The 18,787-nt window shown below is 73.3% G+C and carries 20 protein-coding genes; 2 read left to right on the top strand and 18 right to left on the bottom strand.

The window, feature by feature from the left end:
* Positions 1–87: 87 nt before the first annotated feature.
* From GA0070606_RS30500 to GA0070606_RS30475, 6 genes are all read right to left on the bottom strand, one after another.
* A complete protein-coding gene (locus GA0070606_RS30500; RefSeq protein WP_091106707.1) occupies positions 88–1,314 on the bottom strand; it encodes a hypothetical protein in 1,227 nt (408 codons plus the stop codon).
* Between the two features lie 225 nt (positions 1,315–1,539).
* Positions 1,540–2,490, bottom strand: a complete 951-nt coding sequence (gene tatC, locus GA0070606_RS30495; RefSeq protein WP_091106705.1) for a twin-arginine translocase subunit TatC — start codon at positions 2,488–2,490, stop codon at positions 1,540–1,542.
* Positions 2,491–2,509: 19 nt separating this feature from the next.
* A complete protein-coding gene (gene tatA, locus GA0070606_RS30490; protein WP_091106703.1) occupies positions 2,510–2,836 on the bottom strand; it encodes a Sec-independent protein translocase subunit TatA in 327 nt (108 codons plus the stop codon).
* A 208-nt stretch (positions 2,837–3,044) separates the two neighbouring features.
* The gene (locus GA0070606_RS30485) at positions 3,045–3,293 is read right to left on the bottom strand and encodes a hypothetical protein (RefSeq protein ID WP_091106701.1); all 249 of its coding nucleotides are present in this window, start codon (positions 3,291–3,293) and stop codon (positions 3,045–3,047) included.
* Between the two features lie 10 nt (positions 3,294–3,303).
* A complete protein-coding gene (locus GA0070606_RS30480) occupies positions 3,304–4,347 on the bottom strand; it encodes a helix-turn-helix transcriptional regulator (RefSeq protein ID WP_091106699.1) in 1,044 nt (347 codons plus the stop codon).
* Positions 4,344–5,342: a helix-turn-helix transcriptional regulator gene (locus GA0070606_RS30475; RefSeq protein ID WP_091106696.1), complete on the bottom strand. Its 999-nt coding sequence runs from the start codon at positions 5,340–5,342 to the stop codon at positions 4,344–4,346. The genes GA0070606_RS30480 and GA0070606_RS30475 overlap by 4 nt, the downstream gene beginning before the upstream one ends.
* A gap of 180 nt (positions 5,343–5,522) precedes the next feature.
* Between GA0070606_RS30475 and GA0070606_RS30470 the strand changes: the two genes are divergently transcribed.
* A complete protein-coding gene (locus GA0070606_RS30470) occupies positions 5,523–6,608 on the top strand; it encodes a DUF3866 family protein (protein ID WP_091108421.1) in 1,086 nt (361 codons plus the stop codon).
* A gap of 26 nt (positions 6,609–6,634) precedes the next feature.
* Here the strand turns inward: GA0070606_RS30470 and GA0070606_RS30465 are convergent, their stop codons facing one another.
* The 9 genes from GA0070606_RS30465 to arc all read right to left on the bottom strand — a co-directional run bounded on the left by GA0070606_RS30465 (position 6,635) and on the right by arc (position 15,290).
* Positions 6,635–7,183 (bottom strand): carboxymuconolactone decarboxylase family protein, encoded by a 549-nt coding sequence (locus GA0070606_RS30465; RefSeq protein ID WP_091108413.1) that lies wholly within the window; start codon positions 7,181–7,183, stop codon positions 6,635–6,637.
* A 124-nt stretch (positions 7,184–7,307) separates the two neighbouring features.
* Positions 7,308–7,493, bottom strand: coding sequence for a hypothetical protein (locus GA0070606_RS30460; protein ID WP_091106695.1), 186 nt, complete (start codon positions 7,491–7,493; stop codon positions 7,308–7,310).
* A gap of 69 nt (positions 7,494–7,562) precedes the next feature.
* On the bottom strand, positions 7,563–8,921 hold the full coding sequence (pafA, locus tag GA0070606_RS30455) for a Pup--protein ligase (protein WP_088993761.1): 1,359 nt from the start codon (positions 8,919–8,921) through the stop codon (positions 7,563–7,565).
* 225 nt (positions 8,922–9,146) lie between these two features.
* Entirely contained in the window at positions 9,147–9,977 is an 831-nt protein-coding gene (gene prcA / locus GA0070606_RS30450) for a proteasome subunit alpha (RefSeq protein ID WP_091106693.1), read from the bottom strand.
* 60 nt (positions 9,978–10,037) lie between these two features.
* Positions 10,038–10,877, bottom strand: a complete 840-nt coding sequence (prcB, locus tag GA0070606_RS30445; RefSeq protein WP_176737481.1) for a proteasome subunit beta — start codon at positions 10,875–10,877, stop codon at positions 10,038–10,040.
* Positions 10,796–11,482 (bottom strand): endonuclease VII domain-containing protein, encoded by a 687-nt coding sequence (locus tag GA0070606_RS30440; protein ID WP_091106690.1) that lies wholly within the window; start codon positions 11,480–11,482, stop codon positions 10,796–10,798. Before GA0070606_RS30440 ends, prcB begins: the two co-directional genes overlap by 82 nt.
* 21 nt (positions 11,483–11,503) lie before the next feature.
* Positions 11,504–11,719, bottom strand: a complete 216-nt coding sequence (locus tag GA0070606_RS30435) for a ubiquitin-like protein Pup (RefSeq protein ID WP_088993750.1) — start codon at positions 11,717–11,719, stop codon at positions 11,504–11,506.
* Positions 11,720–11,824: 105 nt separating this feature from the next.
* Positions 11,825–13,342: a depupylase/deamidase Dop gene (dop, locus tag GA0070606_RS30430; protein ID WP_091106688.1), complete on the bottom strand. Its 1,518-nt coding sequence runs from the start codon at positions 13,340–13,342 to the stop codon at positions 11,825–11,827.
* A 166-nt stretch (positions 13,343–13,508) separates the two neighbouring features.
* The gene (arc, locus tag GA0070606_RS30425; RefSeq protein ID WP_091106686.1) at positions 13,509–15,290 is read right to left on the bottom strand and encodes a proteasome ATPase; all 1,782 of its coding nucleotides are present in this window, start codon (positions 15,288–15,290) and stop codon (positions 13,509–13,511) included.
* Positions 15,291–15,467: 177 nt separating this feature from the next.
* Between arc and GA0070606_RS30420 the strand changes: the two genes are divergently transcribed.
* Positions 15,468–15,764 carry a ferredoxin gene (locus GA0070606_RS30420; RefSeq protein WP_091106683.1) on the top strand — a complete coding sequence of 99 codons (297 nt, stop codon included), beginning with the start codon at positions 15,468–15,470 and terminating at the stop codon, positions 15,762–15,764.
* Between the two features lie 138 nt (positions 15,765–15,902).
* Here GA0070606_RS30420 and GA0070606_RS30415 read toward each other — a convergent pair whose 3' ends face one another.
* From GA0070606_RS30415 to GA0070606_RS30405, 3 genes are all read right to left on the bottom strand, one after another.
* Complete coding sequence (locus tag GA0070606_RS30415; RefSeq protein WP_091106682.1) at positions 15,903–16,472, bottom strand: hypothetical protein; 570 nt, start codon at positions 16,470–16,472, stop codon at positions 15,903–15,905.
* 81 nt (positions 16,473–16,553) lie between these two features.
* Complete coding sequence (locus GA0070606_RS30410; protein ID WP_425413075.1) at positions 16,554–17,573, bottom strand: tRNA (adenine-N1)-methyltransferase; 1,020 nt, start codon at positions 17,571–17,573, stop codon at positions 16,554–16,556.
* On the bottom strand, positions 17,570–18,724 hold the full coding sequence (locus tag GA0070606_RS30405; RefSeq protein ID WP_091106680.1) for a site-2 protease family protein: 1,155 nt from the start codon (positions 18,722–18,724) through the stop codon (positions 17,570–17,572). The genes GA0070606_RS30410 and GA0070606_RS30405 overlap by 4 nt, the downstream gene beginning before the upstream one ends.
* Positions 18,725–18,787 lie beyond the last annotated feature (63 nt).

Here is an 18,787-nt window from a genome sequence, read left to right as displayed (position 1 = left end):
ACGACGTGCACGGGCACCGTGTGACCCTGCGCCGGGCGGTGCGACCGGACGAGCCGGGCGACCGCGCGGGGCGGGTCCCGTCGAACCTCAGCCTGGGCGGGCGCTCACTCCGTAGAGCCGGTCGCCGGGCAGCGCGGGCGGGGCGGCGAGGCCGAGCAGGACCGGCGTCGGCCAGTCCACGTCGAGGGCCGGCCCCGACGCCGCCGCGCCGCCGCCGTCCGTGGCGGCGGCACAGTCTCGCTCCGGGACGGCGGGGAGGGACGGAAGCCCCGCGGGCCCCGGCCCCGGGTCCGTCACGGCCCCGCCGGTCGTCGCCGGGCACCAACCCGCCCCGTCGGCCGACGGGGCGGGCACCGGCGCCGGGGCGGCGGGTGATGCTCCCCGCGCGACGTACCGCGGCCCGTCCGGTCGCGCGACGGCCCCCGCCGGTGCGGCAGCGGCCGCTGGCGGCACGTCCCGACCGGCGGCCGGAGACGACGACGGGTCGGCAGGCTGCGCGGGAGCCGGCGGCGGCACGACGACGAGCATGCCGACCAGCCCGACGACGTGTGCCACCGCGCCCCGCGTGGTGGTCAGGGTCGCGCGGAGGACCGGTTCGACGAGGGCGGTCGTCGCGGCCACGGGCCGCACCACGGAGTTCCCGATCGCGGCGACCCGCGTGGTGAGCGACGACACCGCGCGGTCCACCGGCCGCGCCGGCGCCGTCGCGGCCTTGCGGGACGCGAGGGACGGCTCCCCCGGCCGTACGGGGGACGACGGCGTCCCGGTCACCCCGGGCGCCACGGACGAGCCCGCCGGAACCGGCTGCGCGGCCCCACGGAGCAGGCGCGACGGGTCCGTCGGCCGGCCGACACGGGACGTGCTCGGTGGCGCGGCGGGCGGCGCGGCCGCGACGGCGCGAGCGCCGATACGGGACGCGGGCGGCGGGGCGGCGGTGGCGGGCGGCGCCGTGGCGGGCGGCGCCGTGGCGGGCGGCGCCGTGGCGGGCGGCGCCGTGGCGGGCGGCGCCGTGGCGGGCGGCGCCGTGGCGGGCGCGGCAGGGCGCGCCCGCTCCCCCGCGACGGCGGCCGGCGCTCGATCCTCGACGGCGCGCACTCCCCGCCCCGCGACGACGGCACGCGTTTCCTCCCCGGCGGCGGAAGCTCCGTCCTCGGCGGCGGCCGGGTCTGCGGAGAACGCGACGGCCAGGAATCCTGCCGCCACGGCGGCTCCCCACAGGGCGGTCAGCCGGCCGACGGGCACGCCACGCCGCCGCAGGGCGGTGGCGGCCTCCGGCGCGGCGAGGGGTGCGGGGCGGAACGTCGGGCGACGCACGGGGCAACGACCCTTCCTCGTCTGGACCGTCGACACATCGTAAAGATCTGATTACCCGATCGCAGCTCATGGATGCGTGATGACGGATTGCCGACTGGATCGCTGACGGCCGCCGCGCCGTGCGCTACGAGGCGATCCGGCGACACCGGGCGGCGGCCCGGCACAGGGCACGCACGAGAAAGCCCCCGGGGTCACCGAGGGCTTTCTCGTGCGTGCCTGGCGCGGTCAGGTCATGTCGTCGTAACGACGGTCGATCGGCGCCGGCGCGGCGACCGGCTCCGGGGCCGCCACCGGTGAGGTGGCGTCGACCCGCTGCCCGGCCTCGACCGGCTCCGGCTCGAACTCCAGCGGCGACACCTCGTCGTCGTCGATGCCGGCGTAGATCTCCTTGCCGCGGCCCTTGCGCCTGTCGTTGAGGAACGCCACACCGACGGCGACGAAGTAGAGCAGGGAGAGACAGAGCGCCAACAGCGTCATGCCGAACGGCCCGGGGTCGGGGGTCGCCACCGCCGCGAACGCGAAACAGATGAAGACCACGGTCCGCCACCAGCCGAGCAGCCGGCGCGCGCTCACCACCCCGGTGAAGTTGAGCATCAACAGGGTGAGGGGGAACTCGAACGCCACCCCGAACAGCAGGATCATGTTGGTGACGAACGAGATGTACCGCGTCACCTCCAGCTGGGAGTCGGTGCCGGTGACCCCGGCGTCCAGCAGGAACGCCAGCCCCTTGTCCACCACGAGGTAGGCCAGCAACGCGCCGGCGGCGAACAGGGGTGCCGCGATCGAGACGAAGACGTACGCCCACTTGCGCTCGTGCCGGTGCAGGCCAGGCGCGATGAACGCCCAGAGCTGATAGAGCCAGACCGGAGCACCGATGATCAGCCCGATCCAGAGCGCCAGTTTCAGCTTCAGGACGAAGCCGTCCGCTGGGGCGAGCAGCAGGAAATTCTTGCACTCACCGTCGACCGTCATGCCGGGCAACTGGCAGTACGGCTGCTTGAGCAGGTTGAACGCCGGCTGGGCGAGCAGGAAGCCGCCGATGAGGCCGACCGCGATCGCCAGGGAGGCACGGAACAACCGGGTGCGCAGCTCGCGGATGTGCTCGATGAGCGTCATCGAGCCGTCCGCGGCCCGCTCGAAGTTGCTCGGACCGCGCTTCTTGAGGGAGAAGGCCACGGGTCTCGGGGCCCTTCGGTCAGTTGTCGCGGACGCGTTGCACCGGGTCGTTGACCGGAGGCGCGTACGGCTGCTGCTGGGGCGCGGCGTACGGCTGCTGCCCGGCCGGCGGCGGCGTGTAGGGCTGGCCCTGGACGGTCTGCGGCGGGAGCGGCTGGTAGCCGGCCTGCGCGTCGGCCTTCTCGGCGAGGTCACGGTCGTCGTCGTGCAGGCTCTTGGTCTCGGCCTTGATGATCCGCAGCGAGCGGCCCAGCGAACGGGCCGCGTCGGGGAGCCGCTTCGCGCCGAAGAGCAGGATCAGCACGACCACGAGTACGGCGATGTGCCACGGCTTGAGGGCACCCATGGGAAGCTCCAGTCGCTCTGTGTCGTCGTGAGGGGTGTACCGAAGCCCATCGTACGTGCGTCGACGGCCGCTGCCACCCACCGGGTGACGCTGGTTGGCCCCCGGCCGGTGAAGTCTCGACCAACGCGGGACGTCCCGTCAACATCAACCGACGGATCGCCGGTGAGCGGAACCGGGGCGGATCGCGCAGCGACGCGACACCGAGCGATCAGCCGCCGCGCCTGGCCTTGATCAGCTCAAGTCGGCGGTGGGTGGTGTCGAGCTGCCGCTGGAGCACCTCGGCCCGCTCCTGGAGCGCCTCCGCGCTGTCTCGCAGCGCCTCCGCCTCGGTCGCCCGGCGCTGCAGGGCGAGCGCCGCGCGGCGCAGCCGGGGCAGCCGCGCCAGCACCGGCCGGACGGCCAGGGCCAGCACGAGGAGCGCGAACAGCACCACCGCGAGCACGATCCACTTCACCACGGCGGCCAGCCTACTGTGTGCCGGCAGGCACCGCCGGGTCGGCCGAGGGCGTGTCCGCCGGGCGCCGGGGCGCGGCCGGCGTCGGCGTCGCGTACGCGTCGAGGGCGGCGACCGCCGCCGCGCGCACCTGCTCGGCCAGCTCCACGGGGGCGACCACGGTCACGTCCGGCCCCAGCCCCAGCACGAACCGGCGCGCCCAGCCCAGGTCGGTGACCCGCAGCGAGACCAGCCACTGGTCGCCGGCGCCGGCCTCGACCCGCTCGCACCGGTAGTACTCGGTGATCCACCGTTCCCCGCGGCCGACGCGCAGCGTGATCAGCGGCAGGTCCGGCGAGGGCCGGAAGACGCCCTCGGTGAGATCGTGCGGGCGCGCCTGCGGCGGCACGACGGCCGGCTCGTCCAGCTCGGTGACCGCGTCGATCCGGTCGGCCCGGAACAGCCGCACCGCCTCCGCCCGGCGGCACCACGCCTCCACGTACGACCGGCCGCCGACCATCAGCATCCGCAGCGGGTCGACGACGCGGTCGGTGGTCTCGTCCCGCGCCGCCGTGTAGTAGGTGATGCGCAGCGCACGGCCGCTCTCGACGGCGGCCCGCAACTCCTGCACCCGACGCGTGTCGGCGGGCAGCCGGACCTCGACGGGCGCGGCCACCAGGTCGCCGGCCGCGCTCTCGATCTTGGCGAGGGCGCGCTCGACCGCCTCCCGGTTGGCCACCCCGGGCGTCTCGGCCAGCATCCGCAGCGCCACCACCAGCGCGAGGGCCTCGTCCGGGGTGAGCCGCAGCGGTCGGTCGATGCCCGCGTCGTAGGTGATCGTGACCCGGTCACCGTCGAAGGCCATGTCGATCAGGTCGCCCGGGCCGTAGCCGGGCAGCCCGCACACCCACAGCAGTTCCAGGTCCTCGCGCAGCTGCCGCTCGGTGACGCCCAGGTCACCGGCGGCCTCGGCGATCTCGATGCCGGGCCGGGCCAGCAGGTAGGGCACCAGGTTCAGCAGCCGGGCCAGCCGGTCGGCCGACGCCCGGGAGCCGCCACGGGCGGCCGGCCGCGTCACCGGGCACCCCCGGCGACCGCCAAGTCGTCGTGCCGGGCCGCGATCTCCTTGAGCCGCTGGATGACCGCCTCCCGCACCTCGGGCGGGTCGAGCACCCGCACGTCCGGACCGTAGCCGACGAGCTGGCCGGCGAGGACGTCCACGTCCGCGTACGGCAGCACGAGCCGGTCGCCGTCGGGCCCGGCGGTGACGCCGACCGCCCAGCGGCGCAGCCCCGCGGCGCGGCCCGGGACGGCCAGCACGGTGGCCCGGCCGGTGCGCTCCACCGGCCCCGACCAGCGGGCCACGTGGCTGATGAGGTCGACCCCGGCCGGCGGCTCGTAGCCGCCGGGCGCGCCGGTCACCCGGACCGCCCCGACCACCCGGGACAGCCGGAAGCACCGGGTCGCCGCCCGGTCGAGGTCGTGACCGACCACGTACCACCGGCCCCGCCAGCAGACCACGCCCCACGGCTGCAGCCGGCGGCGGTTGGGCTCGTCGCGGTCGGGCACCCGGTAGTCGAACACGACCTCGCGCCGGTCCCGGGCCGCGGCCGTGAGCGGCGCGAACGCCGGATCCACCGTGACCATCGGCTCCAGGCCCAGCGTGGCCTGCGGGTCCACGTCGACGCCGGCGGCGCGCAGCTTGGCCAGGCCGGAGGAGGCGGCGGCGGCCAGGCCGGCGTGCTGCCACAGCCGCGCCGCGATGCCCACCGCGGCGGCCTCGTCCGGTTCGAGGGGAATGTCGGGCAGCGCGTACTCGCGGTGGGCGATCCGGTAGCCGGGCTCCGCGTCGAACACGCTCGCCGTCCCGGTCTCCAGCGGCACGCCCAGCTCGCGCAGCTCGGCCTTGTCCCGCTCGAACTTGCGCTGGAACGCCTCGTGGTCGCGCGCGTCCTCCGGATCGTGCTCGTAACCGGGAACGGTCGCGGCGATCTGCGCGGCGGTCAGGAACCGTCGCGTGGACAGCAGGCAGATCACCAGGTTGACCAGGCGTTCGGTGCGGGTCCGCGACACGCGGTAGACGCTAGCAGCCCGCCCGCCGGGCACGTGCACCCACGCGGGCACGACGTGTGCCGCGTCGCGCCGGCCATCCTCTCAGGCGCGCCGAGGAGAGCCACGGCCGGGCGTTCCCGGCGGTCGTGTCCACCCGCCCCGGGCGCGCCCGGCCGGGGCCGCGACGCTAGCGTGCCGGGCATGGTGCGATGGCGGTCGGGAACGGTGAACAGACTGCGGCGGCAGTGGACCGGGGCGGTGGAACTCGACGTCGAACTCCCCGACGGCGCCACCGTCCGCGCCCTGGCCTACCCCGAACTGGTCGGTCGTCCCGAGCCCGGCGACCGGGTGCTGCTCAACGCCGGCGCGCTCCTGATGGGCCTCGGCACCGGCGGGTACGCCCTGGTCGTGGCGCTGCCCGACCGGCTGCCGCCGGACCCGCCGCAGGCCCTCGACACCCGCGACGCCGGCCACCTCGTCAAGGCCCGCTACACCCCGCTGCAGCCGATCCTGCTCGGCGTCGACGAGGAGGCGTCCCCGCACCGCGAGCTGCTGGCCGCCGCCGACGACCTGGCGGGACTGCCCGTCGTCACCGCCGACCTGCACTCCGCGCTGCCGGCGATCCTGGCCGGCGTCCACGCCGACGCCCCCGACGCCCGGGTCGCGTACGTGCTGACCGACGGCGGCGCGCTGCCCGCCTGGTTCTCCCGCACCCTCGCCGGCCTGCGCGACCACCTCGTCGGCACCGTCAGCGTCGGCCAGGCCTTCGGCGGCGACCTGGAGGCGAGCACTGTGCACAGCGGCCTGCTCGCCGCCCGGCACGTGCTCCGCGCCGACGTGGCGATCGTCGCCCAGGGACCGGGCAACCTCGGCACCGGCACCCGGTGGGGCTTCTCCGGCGTGGCCGTCGGCGAGGCCGTGAACGCCGTCGCCACGCTGGGCGGGCGTCCCGTCGGCTCGCTGCGCCTCTCCGACGCCGACCCTCGACCAAGGCACCGGGGCGTCTCGCACCACAGCCTGACCGCGTACGGCCGGGTGGCGCTGGCCCCCGCCGAGCTGGTGGTGCCCGACGGGCTGGAGGCCGCCCTGGCCCGCGAGGTGGACGCCGCGCTGGCCCCCCTCGCGGCGCGGCACACCCTCGTCCGGGTGCCCACCGACGGGCTCGACGCCGCGCTGCGGGCAACGCCGGTGCCGCTGTCGACCATGGGCCGGGGCCTCGACGCCGACCACGCCTACTTCCTGGCCGCCGCGGCGGCCGGCCGGCACGCCGCCCGCCTGCTCACCTGATCCCGCGCGGGTCAGGTGGCGGACGGTCAGCTCTCCACGTACCCGTGCCGCACGATGCGCTCGGCGGCCTTCTCGTACACCACGGGGTCGTCCGGGACCAGGGTGCCCAGCCCGTCCACGTAGCGGTTGTACATGCAGAACGCCGCCGCGATCAGGACCGTGTCGTGGATCTCCAGGTCCGTCGCGCCGGCCTCCCGCGCGGCCGCCACCAGCTCCGCGGTCACGTCCCGGCCGCTGCGCCGCACGGCCTCCGCGATCCGCAGCAACGCCCGCAGCTTGTCGCCGACCTCCGCGTCCACGGGGTCGCGGAGCACCCGGTCGACGAGCGGCATGCCGGAGGGCAGCTGCGCCGCCGCGAACGCCGCGTGCGTCGCGCAGCAGAACCGGCACTCGTTGAGCCCCGACACGTACGCCGCGATCAGTTCCCGCTCGCCCGGCGTCAGCGTCGGGTGCGGGGCACGCAGGAGCGCCTCCGCCAGCGCGTTGAGGGGCTTCGCCGTCTCCGGCCGGAACCGCATCGGGCCCCGGATGCCCGGATGGGCCCGCTCGTCGATGCCGAGGTCGATGTGTGCGATGACGTCACCATCCCTGCCGCAGGGCGGGGCGTGCCGGTCCACGGACCGACAACGCCGGACGGCACGATGATCCCAGCCCCGCCGGGGCCGCCACCACTTCGAGGCTGCGGTGTCGACCGCAGGCTCAGGCCATGAAGATCAGGGTGAGCCAGGCGCCCACGATGAGCACCAGCGCGAGCGCCAGCACCCACGTCGGCACGGTGTACTCGCCGCGCCGGTTGCGCGCGATCTCCTCGCGGATCTTCTCGCGGCGGCGCTCGACCCAGTTCTGCCGCTGGCGGCCGCTCTCGGGAGGTTCGGAAGTCGTCATGGCGCGGTCAGCCTACCGGGCCGGCCGGCCCGGCAGGCGGTCGCCACCGCGCCGGACCGGCCCGCGCCGTCACATGCTGGCGATCAGCCGCTCCACCCGCTCGTCGTACGCCCGGAACGGGTCCTTGCACAGCACGGTGCGCTGCGCCTGGTCGTTGAGCTTCAGGTGCACCCAGTCGACGGTGAAGTCGCGCCGCTTCTCCTGGGCGTGCCGGATGAACTCCCCGCGCAACCGCGCCCGGGTCGTCTGCGGCGGCGTCTCCTTGGCCTCGAAGATCTCCGGGTCGGTGGCCACCCGGTCCACCTCGCCGCGCCGCTCCAGCAGCCCGTAGAGGCCCCGGCCCCGCCGCAGGTCGTGGTAGGCCAGATCCATCTGGGCCACCCGCGGATGCGACAGCGGCAGGTCGTGCTTGCGCTGGTAGCGCTCGATCAGCCGCAGCTTGGTAACCCAGTCGATCTCCCGGGCCACCGGCTCCAGGTCGCCGGTCTCCACCGCGCGCAGCACCCGGCCCCACAGCTCGACCACCCGCTTCGCGGTCTGGTCGCCGCCGCGCCGCTCCACGAACTCGGTCGCCTTCGCCAGGTATTCCTGCTGGATCTCCAGCGCGCTGACCTCCTTGCCGGAGGCGAGCCGCACCTTGCGCCGCCCGGTGATGTCGTGCGAGACCTCGCGGATCGCCCGGATCGGGTTCTCCAGCGTCAGGTCACGCATCACCACCCCGGCCTCGATCATCCGCAGCACGATGTCGGCGGTGCCGACCTTCAGTAGCGTGGTGACCTCGTTCATGTTGGAGTCGCCGACGATGACGTGCAGCCGGCGGTAGCGCTCGGCGTCGGCGTGCGGCTCGTCGCGGGTGTTGATGATCGGCCGGCTCCGGGTGGTCGCCGAGGAGACGCCCTCCCAGATGTGCTCCGCCCGCTGCGACAGGCAGTAGACCGCCCCGCGCGGGGTCTGCAGCACCTTGCCGGCGCCGCAGATCAACTGCCGGGTCACCAGGAACGGGATCAGCACGTCGGCCAACCGGCCGAACTCGCCGTGCCGCGAGACCAGGTAGTTCTCGTGGCAGCCGTACGAGTTTCCGGCCGAGTCGGTGTTGTTCTTGAACAGGTAGATCTCGCCGGCGATGCCCTCGTCGTGCAGCCGCTTCTCCGCGTCGACGAGCAGCCCCTCCAGGATCCGCTCGCCGGCCCGGTCGTGGGCGACCAGGTCGACCACCGAGTCGCACTCCGGGGTGGCGTACTCCGGGTGCGAGCCGACGTCGAGGTAGAGCCGGGCGCCGTTGCGCAGGAACACGTTGCTGGACCGGCCCCACGACACCACCCGGCGGAAGAGGTATCGGGCGACCTCGTCGGGGGACAACCTGCGCTGCCCCCGGTAGGTGCAGGTGACGCCGTACTCGGTCTCGAGGCCGAAGATTCGCCGCTCCATGGTGAGACATTAGCCGCCCGAGGCCTCAGATGGCAGCGCTCGCCGCGGCGTCTCACGCCGGGGTGCCCGTCGGCCCGCACGACGCGGACGCGCCGACCGGTGCGAGTGGACGCCGGTGCGGCGAGTGGACGAACGTCGGCGACGACGGCGGAAGGTCGGCGGCGCGTACCGAAAAGGCGGGCGCCCGGGCCCATGACCCGGACGCCCGCCGCCCTTCGCGCGTCGCTACGCCTCGGGGCCCTCGGTCTGCTGGCCCTCCAGATCGGCCGAGCCGGCCGAGGTGGTGGGCTTCTTCGCCTCCTCGGCCGGCGCGGTCGGGGTCTCCGGGCGCGCCGACACCTCCGGCTCGGCCCCCTTGCCGCCGTCGAGCAGCGCGGTCAGGGCGGCCCCGGTGACGCGGCGGAACGTCCGCCCCACCCGGCGCCGGTCGAGGACCGCCACCTCCAACTGGTTGGCGGCGATGGTCCGGGCGGCGCCGCCCTCACCCCCGACGCTGCCCAACGCCTGCACGGCGACCTTGACCGCCTCGCCCAGCGACATGTCCGGGCGGTGGTGGGACTTCAGCACCCCGGTGATCGCCTCGGCCTGCCCACCCATCGCCATCCGGCCCGGCTCGTCGTTGACCGAGCCGTCGTAGGTGAGCCGGTAGAGCTCGTCGTCCTCGGCGGTCGCGCCGACCTCGGCCACGCAGATCTCCACCTCGAACGGCTTCGACTGCTCGGTGAAGATGGCGCCCAGGGTCTGCGCGAACGCGTTCGCCAGGGCCCGGCCGGTGACGTCCCGCCGGTCGTAGCTCAGGCCGTTCAGGTCGGCCATCCGCACGCCGGCGCGGCGCAGGTTCTCGAACTCGTTGTAGCGGCCGACGGCGGCGAAGCCGATCCGGTCGTAGATCTCACTGACTTTGTGCAGGGCGCTGGAGAGGTTCTCGGCGACGAAGAGCACCCCGCCGGAGTAGCTCAGGACGACCGCGCTGCGGCCCCGGGCGATGCCCTTGCGGGCCAGCTCGGAGCGGTCGCGCATGATCTGCTCGGGCGAGGCGTAGAACTGCATGGCCACGGCGGCGGTTCTCCTTAGGGCACTGTGCTGACGGCTGCTGCTGGTGCGGGCGGGGGCGGATCAACCGCCCGGGTTCTCCATCCGGGCCGAGACCACGCTCTCGGCGATCGCCGACATCTCCTCGTCGGTGAGCCGGTGGGTGCCCTCCGCCGTCGCCGTCATCACCACCGGGTAGATCCGGCGGATCAGATCCGGGCCGCCGGTCGCGGTGTCGTCGTCGGCCGCGTCGTAGAGCGCCTCCACCGCGAGGCGCACCGCCTCGTCGATCGAGAGGCCGGGCTGGAAGCGCTTCTTCAGCGCCGACCGGGCGAAGAGCGAGCCGGAGCCGATCGCGTCGTAGCCGGTCTCCTCGTAGGGGCCGCCGGTGACGTCGAAGCTGAAGATCCGGCCGGCGCGCGCCGGGTCCTTCGCGGCCAGGTCGAACCCGGCGAAGAGCGGGATCACCGCCAGGCCCTGCATCGCGGCGCCCAGGTTGCCGCGGATCATCGAGGCGAGGCGGTTGGCCTTGCCGTCGAGCGAGAGCATCGCGCCCTCGATCTTCTCGTAGTGCTCCAGCTCCACCTGGAACAGTCGCATCAGCTCGATGCCGATGCCAGCCGTGCCCGCGATGCCCACCAGGGAGTACGCGTCGGCCGGGTGCACCTTCTCGATGTCGCGCTGGGCGATCAGGTTGCCCATGGTGGCCCTGCGGTCGCCGGCCATCACGACGCCGCCGGCGGCCGAGATGGCCACGATGGTCGTCGCGTGCGGCGCCATGTCGGCGGCCATGCCCGGCGGCAGCGGCCGTCGGCCGGGCAGCATCTCGGGGGCCACCTTGCTCAGGAACGAGGTGAAGGAGGACGTCCCCGCGTTGGTGAACACATCTGGTAGACGCCCGGATGGATCAAAACCCGCTGCCACGTGGTTCCTCTCAGATATGTGATCGCCTCCGCCAGCCGCGACTGATCGTCACGGAACTGGCCGAGACCACCGTTGCAGTTGAAGCACAATATCCCGCGCACCCACCCGGTGCGATGATCGTGGTCCAGATGTTGGGGGTCCGGTGTGCCGCAGATCGCGCAGACGCCGCCCTGCTCTGCCAGGAGCTCGTCGAACTCCTTCTGCCCTACTCCGTAGCGCCGCCGAAGGTGGTACTCGCGGCTCCCGCCGTGAAGCCGCGTCCGCGACTCCTTGCCCTTCGCGTTGTGACAGGGTTTGCAGTATCGGCCGTAACCGCTCCGCCCGGAGCGGTTACGAGGGAAATCCTCCAGCACCTTGGTCACGCCGCACGCTGGGCACCGGCGGTGCCCGTCCGGCACCGCCGGCGGTTGACGCACGTCACGGCCGTGCTGTTCGCGAATCCGCTTGGCGTAGCTCGCCTTCGAACGCGCGTTGAAGCACGGCTTGCAGTAGCTACCGCGGCCGTCGGGTCGCCGGCTGTTGGCGCAGAATTCCGCTAGCGGCTTCCACGCGCCGCAGTCGCGGCAACGGCGCTCTCCGTCTCGATCATCCAACCGTCGGGGCATGTCCGAAATGCCAGATAGACCCTATTCGCCCCCTTTTTGAACATAGCCGCGGACAAATTCCTCGGCGTTCTCCTCCAGGACGGAGTCGATCTCGTCGAGCAGGTCGTCGACGTCCTCGGTGATCTCGGCGTGCCGCTCGGCGACCTCCGGATTCGCCTCGGTGGTGACGTCCTCGATCTCCTCGCCCTGACGCGACTTGCCCGACTGCGACTGCCCGCCGCTGTCACGAGTGGCCATTGCTGCCTCCTCCACGATCGCCCTGCGATCAACTTACCTCGCGGAGGCGACGAAAAGCCCGCCGCGCGCCGGCTTCGGCACACGGCGGGCATTCGGCCGCGGCGGTCAGCCGCCGGTGAGGGTTTCCAGCAGATCCTTGGCGCTGGGGCAGCGGTCGAAGAGCGCGCCCACGTGCTTGCGGGTGCCGCGCTCCGGCTCCATCATCGGCACCCGCACCAGCGACTCGCGGCCCACGTCGAAGATGACCGAGTCCCAGCTGGCCGCGACCACCTCCGAGGCGTACTGGGCCAGGCAGCGGCCGCGGAAGTAGGCGCGGGTGTCCTCCGGCGGCTCGGTCATCGCCGTGCGGGTCTCCTCCTCGTCGAGCAGGGTCTTCATCGCGCCCCGGGAGACCAGCCGGTGGTAGAGGCCCTTCTCCGGGCGGACGTCCGAGTACTGCAGGTCGACGAGCTGGAGCTTGTGCGAGCCCCAGCCGAGCTTCTCGCGCTCCCGGTAGCCCTCCAGCAGGCGCAGCTTGGCCACCCAGTCCAGCTCGTCGGCGCAGAGCATGACGTCGCGGCCCAGCCGGTCCAGCACGCTCTCCCAGCGGGCCAGCACGTCCAGGGTCTGCTCGTCGGCGTCGGCGCCGTAGCGGTCGTCCACGAAGGACCGTACCCGCTCGTAGTAGGCCCACTGCACGTCCAGCGCGGTGAGCCGCCGCCCGTCGCGCAGGCGCATCAGGTGCGTCAGGGACGGGTCGTGGCTGACCGCGCGCAGCTCGCTGACCGGGTCGGCGATGCCCAGGTCGCTGCCGAGCGCCTTCTCCTCGATCATCGTGAGGATCAGGGCCGTGGTGCCGACCTTGAGGTACGTGGAGATCTCCGACAGGTTCGCGTCGCCGATGATGACGTGCAGCCGCCGATACTTGTCGGCGTCGGCGTGCGGCTCGTCACGGGTGTTGATGATCGGCCGCTTGAGGGTGGTCTCCAGGCCGACCTCGACCTCGAAGAAGTCGGCGCGCTGGGAGATCTGGAATCCGCTCTGCCCGCCGTCCTGGCCGATGCCGACGCGGCCGGCGCCGCAGACGATCTGCCGGGTCACGAAGAACGGCGTCAGGTACGCCACGATGCCGGCGAAGGCCGTCTGGCGGCGCATCAGGTAGTTCTCGTGGGAGCCGTAGCTGGCGCCCTTGTTGTCGGTGTTGTTCTTGTAGAGGTGGATCGGCTGGGTGCCGGGGATGGTGGCGGCGCGGCGGGCCGCCTCGGCCATCACCCGCTCCCCCGCCTTGTCCCAGCGCACCAGGTCCCGGGGGTTGGTCACCTCCGGAGTGGAGTATTCCGGGTGGGCGTGGTCGACGTAGAGCCGCGCGCCGTTGGTGAGTATCACGTTGGCCAGCCCGAGGTCCTCGTCGGCGAGGGCCTCCGCCGGGTCGTACGCGGCGCCGGAGTAGGTGAAGCCGCGCGCGTCCCGCAGCGGCGACTCCTCCTCGTAGTCCCAGCGGGCGCGGCCGCCCCGGTTCAGTTCCGGGCGCGCCCCGTAGGCGTTGACCACCTGGGAGGAGGTGACCATGGGGTTGGCCCCGGCCTGGCCGGGCACGGAGATGCCGTACTCGACCTCGGTGCCCATGATCCGTCTTACGCTCATCGACCTACCCGCTTCGCTCGCCCGACCGGTCCCCCGTCACGTCGAGCGTAGTCGGCCGTACGGCGGAAGGGGGCGCGCCGGACCGGGGCGTCGGGCACGGGACGGGCGGGGGCGGACGGGACGGGGCCCGCGACGCGTCGCGTCGCGGGCCCCGTGCGGGTGTGGGTCAGAGGTACTGACCGGTGTTGCTGGCGGTCTCTATCGACCGGCCGGCCTCCGCGCCCTTGCCGCCGGAGACGAGCGTGCGGATGTAGACGATCCGCTCGCCCTTCTTGCCGGAGATGCGGGCCCAGTCGTCGGGGTTGGTGGTGTTGGGCAGGTCCTCGTTCTCGCGGAACTCGTCGACGCAGGCGTCGAGGAGGTGCTGCAGGCGCAGGCCCTTGCGGCCGGAGGTGAGGAACTCCTTGATGGCCATCTTCTTGCCCCGGTCGACGATGTTCTGGATCATCGCGCCGGAGTTGAAGTCCTTGAAGTAGAGGACTTCCTTGTCGCCGTTGGCGTAGGTGACCTCGAGGAAGCGGTTCTCCTCGGTCTCCGAGTACATCCGCAGGACGACCGCGTCGATCATCGCCGCGACGGTGGCCTGGGGGTCGCCGCCGTGCTCGGCCAGGTCGTCCGGATGCAGGGGCAGCCCGGGGAGGATGTACTTGGAGAAGATGTCCTTGGCCGCCTCGGCGTCCGGCCGCTCGATCTTGATCTTCACGTCGAGCCGGCCGGGGCGCAGGATCGCCGGGTCGATCATGTCTTCCCGGTTGGAGGCGCCGATGACGATGACGTTCTCCAGGCCCTCCACGCCGTCGATCTCGCTGAGCAGCTGGGGGACGATCGTGTTCTCCACGTCCGAGGAGACACCGGAGCCCCGGGTCCGGAACACCGAGTCCATCTCGTCGAAGAACACGATGACCGGGGTGCCCTCGCCGGCCTTCTCGCGGGCCCGCTGGAAGATCAGCCGGATGTGCCGCTCGGTCTCGCCGACGTACTTGTTGAGCAGCTCCGGGCCCTTGATGTTGAGGAAGAAGCTGGTGTGCCTCTCCTTGCCCTCCCGCTCGGCGATCTTCTTCGCCAGCGAGTTGGCCACCGCCTTGGCGATCAGTGTCTTGCCGCAGCCGGGCGGGCCGTAGAGCAGGATGCCCTTCGGCGGCCGGAGCTGGTGCTCGCGGAACAGGTCGGCGTGCAGGAAGGGCAGCTCCACCGCGTCGCGGATCTGCTCGATCTGGGCGTGGAGGCCGCCGATGTCGGTGTAGTCGACGTCCGGCACCTCCTCCAGGACCAGCTCCTCGACCTCGCTCTTCGGGATCCGCTCGTAGGCGTACGCCGAGCGGGGCTCGATCATGAGCGAGTCGCCGGCCCGGATCGGCGAGCCGATCAGGGTCTCGGCGAGGTGCACGATCCGTTCCTCGTCGGAGTGCGAGACCACCAGGGCCCGGTCGCCCGGACTGCCCTCGGGACCCGCGAGGATCTCCTTGAGCATGACCACCTCGCCGACCCGCTCGTAGCCGAACGCGTCGACGATGTTGAGCGCGTCGTTGAGCAGGACCTCCTGGCCGCGCCGCAGCTCGGCGACGTCCAGCGAGGGCGAGACGGCGACCCTGAGCTTGCGCCCGCCGGTGAACACGTCCACCGTGCCGTCGTCGTGCCGCGCGAGGAAGACGCCGTAGCCACTCGGCGGCTGTGCGAGGCGGTCGATCTCCTCCTTGAGCGTCACGATCTGCGCGCGAGCCTCCTTGAGGGTGCTCACGAGCCGGTCGTTGTTCTCGGTCAGCCGCGCCAACTGTGCCTGGGTGGCCGCCAGCCGCTCTTCGAGCTGCCGGACGTGTCGGGGGCTTTCGGTCAACTTGCGCCGCACCAGAGCGAGTTCCTCTTGAAGGAACGCGACCTGCGTGGAGAGATCGTGGGCCTCCTTCTCCCACCGTGCGGCGCGCGAGTCCGCGTCGTCGCTGCGTGCCACGTCCCACCTCCCCGGGGGGCTTGAACGTTCTGCCCTAACACTAGCCGCTATGAGGCCGATTCGGTCCCACGCAACGCGCTCGTCACCGAACCTTGATCGCCAAGGGTGGCCCCGCGGGCCGGTCCGGGCGTTCGGGTACCGTCGGAGCGTGGGACGGGAGAACATGGGGGGTGCGCCGTGGCGGAGGTCGTGACCGACCAGCTTCAGGTCTGGGTGGACCAGGATCTCTGCACGGGCGACGGGCTCTGCGTGCAGTACGCGCCGGAGGTCTTCGAGTTCGACGTCGACGGGCTCGCCTACGTCAAGGGCCCCGACGGTGAGCTGCGGTTGGCGCCGGGCAGCCGGGTCGACGTGCCCGAGCACCTGCGCCTCGAGGTGATCGACTCGGCGAAGGAGTGCCCGGGCGAGTGCATCCACGTCGTGCGCGGCAGCGACGGCGTCGAGGTCGCCGGGCCCGAGGCCGAGGAGGACTGACCGCCCCGCCCTCCCGCGCCGCCGGGCGCGGGAGGACGACCGGACCGCGCGCCCCGTCAGGCACGCAAGGACGACCGCCCCGTCGGGCATGCAAGGACGACCGGACCGCGCGCCCCGTCGGGCGCCGGGGCGTACGCCTCAGAGCACGGGGCGGCCGACCACCGAGGCGACCAGGCGGGCGAACTCCTCCAGCCGGGCGATCTGCCCCGCGCCCCCGTCGTCGAGGGTCTTGCCGAAGCGCAGCGCGTCGTGCCGGGGCGCGCCCACCGCCTCGTCGTTGGGCGGTGCCTCGTCCAGCGACGTCAGCAGCAGGTAGACGTCGATGCTGTCGACGCGGATGCCGCCGTCGTCGTCGCGGGTTAGCCGGCGCCGGCAGCCGACCTCGGTGACGGTGGAGACCGGCACCACCCGCAGCGAGGAGGTCATCGACCCGGGCGGCCCCTCCCCCGGCGGGACGTCCTCGCCGTGCCAGAGGACGAGCCGGCTGCCGTCGCAGACCACGACCTCCTGCCACACTCCGTTGACCTCGTTGACGAAGCGTTCCAGGGTGAAGCCCAGCACCGACGCCCCGCGAAGCACCCCGCCCAGCGCCTCCAGCGCGACGTCGGGGTCGCGCAGGTAGGCCCGGGCCGCCGATTCGAGATCCTGGTAGGGCGACCAGTCGGGAAACACCGCCGGCAGGTCACCGCCGAAGCCCGGCCGGTTCATGCCACCTCCCCGCACCCGTGCCGCCGGCCCGCACCGGCCGGCGGCGTCCGTCCGTTCACTCCCAGCCGTGCCCTTCCAGGGTCACGGCTGCGTCGTGTCCCCGGCCTCGGCCGGCTCCGCCGCGGCGACCCGGGCGGCAGCGGCCTGCCGGGCCGCCTCCGCCTCGCGCAGCGCCTGGCGGCGCTCGGCGTACGCCTCGGCGCCCTTGCTGGGCTTGCGGCGACGCGGCGGCGCCGTCACGCCGGGGGCGAGCTTACGCGCGGACACCAGGAACGCGGTGTGCGCGATCATGCGGTGGTCCGGGCGCACCGCCAGGCCCTCGGCGTGCCAGTCGCGCACCAGCGACTCCCAGGCGCGCGGCTCGGTCCAGCCGCCGCGCTCGCGCAGCGCCTCGACCAGCTCGGACAGCTGGGGGGTGGTGGCGACGTAGCCGATGAACACGCCGCCGGGCACCAGGGCCCGCTCGACCATGTCTAGGGTCTCCCACGGGGTGAGCATGTCGAGGATGATCCGGTCGAAGCCGGTCTCGGCGCACCCGGCGACGTCGCCGACGTGCAGGCGCCACGCCGGGTGCGGCCCGTTGAAGAACGCCTCGACGTTGCGCCTGGCGATCTGGGCGAAGTCGTCGCGCACCTCGAACGAGTGCAGCTCGCCCTCGGTGCCGACGGCGCGCAGCAGCGAGCAGGACAGCGCCCCGGAGCCGGCGCCGGCCTCCAGGACCTTGGCGCCGGGGAAGATGTCGCCCATGGCGACGATCTGGGCCGAGTCCTTCGGGTAGATCACCTGGGCGCCGCGCGGCATGGAGAGCACGTAGTCGGACAGCAGCGGGCGCAGGGCCAGGAACGCGGTGCCGCCGCCGGTGGTGGTGACCACGCTGCCGTCGGGCAGGCCGATGAGCACGTCGTGCTCCAGGATGCCGCGGTGGGTGTGGAACGCCTTGCCGGGCTCGAGGGTGACCGTGTGCATCCGCCCCTTGGGGTCGGTCAGCTGCACCCGGTCGCCGGGCCGGAACGGGCCGCGGTGCACGGGGGGCAGCGCCGGGGTGTCGGCGGGCGCCGGGGCGCCCGGTTCGGCCGGGACGGCGGGGGGAGTTGCGGTCACGTGTTCATCTTCCGTTGAGGTTCGAGGAGCTGAGCCAGATCCGCGATGTGCAGGATGCCGACGACATCTTCGCCTGACGTCACCACGTACTGCGCGCCCGGGTGGGTCCGTACCGTCTCCATGACCCGCTCCCCGTCGAGCCCGACCGGCATGGCGGGCAGGTCGGCCAGCGACCGGGCGACCGCGTCGACGGCCAGCCAGGGCCGTCGCGCCGCCGGCACGGCGTCCGCCGCGGCGGGGTCGACCAGGGCGACCGGCCGGCCGGCGGAGTCGGTGACCACCAGCGCGGCGTGCGGCGCGGCGCCGTCGTCCCGGCGGCGCTGCGCCTCGGCCAGCGGGATGCCGGTGGGCACGGTGAGCACCGGCCGGGACAGCCGGGACAGGTCGATCAGCGGGAGACGGCGGCTGACCCGCGCCATCCGGATCGACTGCCCGGCGCCGCGCCAGAGCGTGAACGCGACAAGCAGCATCAGCGGCAGGGCGAGCGGCGCGAGGTCGCGGGTGAGGGTGAACAGGAGGACCAGCGCGGCGGTGCCGACGGCGACGGCGCGCCCCACCCACCCGGCGACCTCGGTGCCCCGGTGCCGGTCGCCGGTGGCGGCCCAGACCGCCGCCCGCAGCGCGCGGCCGCCGTCGAGCGGCAGGCCGGGCAGGCTGTTGAACACGGCGACGATGACGTTGCTCACCGCCAGCTGGAACGCGAGCTGGTTGGCCAGGGTGCCGTCGGGCAGGGCGAGGGTGGCGGCGACGGCGAGCGCCCCGAGCGCGGCGGAGACGGCAGGCCCGGCCAGCGACACCAGCAGGTCGACGCGGGGCGACGGGGCGTCGCGGTCCATCTCGGTGTAGCCGCCGAGCAGCTCCAGGGTGATGCCGCGCACACCGATGCCGTAGCGGCGGGCCGTCAGGGCATGGCCGAGCTCGTGCAGGAGCACCGAGCCGAGCAGGGAGACCACGAAGCCGAAGCCGATGAGGTAGCCGGCGAGCTGCGACAGGTCGAGCTGGCGGCGGGCGAACTCCGCGTAGAGCACGGTCACCAGCAGGGTGAGCAGCACCATCGAGCCGTTGAGGTGCAGCGGTACGCCGAGGACGCGGCCCACGGTCAGGCCGGGCCGCGGGTCGGGCCGGCGCCGCGGTCGCCTCGTCTGCTCCATTGGCCCGATGCTACGCGGCGGAGATCATGCGCCGGAGCGGCGACGGCCGTGGTGTCACACCGG

Origin of the sequence: Micromonospora citrea (assembly GCF_900090315.1) — a bacterium.
Taxonomy (GTDB): domain Bacteria; phylum Actinomycetota; class Actinomycetes; order Mycobacteriales; family Micromonosporaceae; genus Micromonospora; species Micromonospora citrea.
Note: the sequence above shows the minus strand (reverse complement) of the source record. Positions and strands in the feature narration are given on the sequence as shown.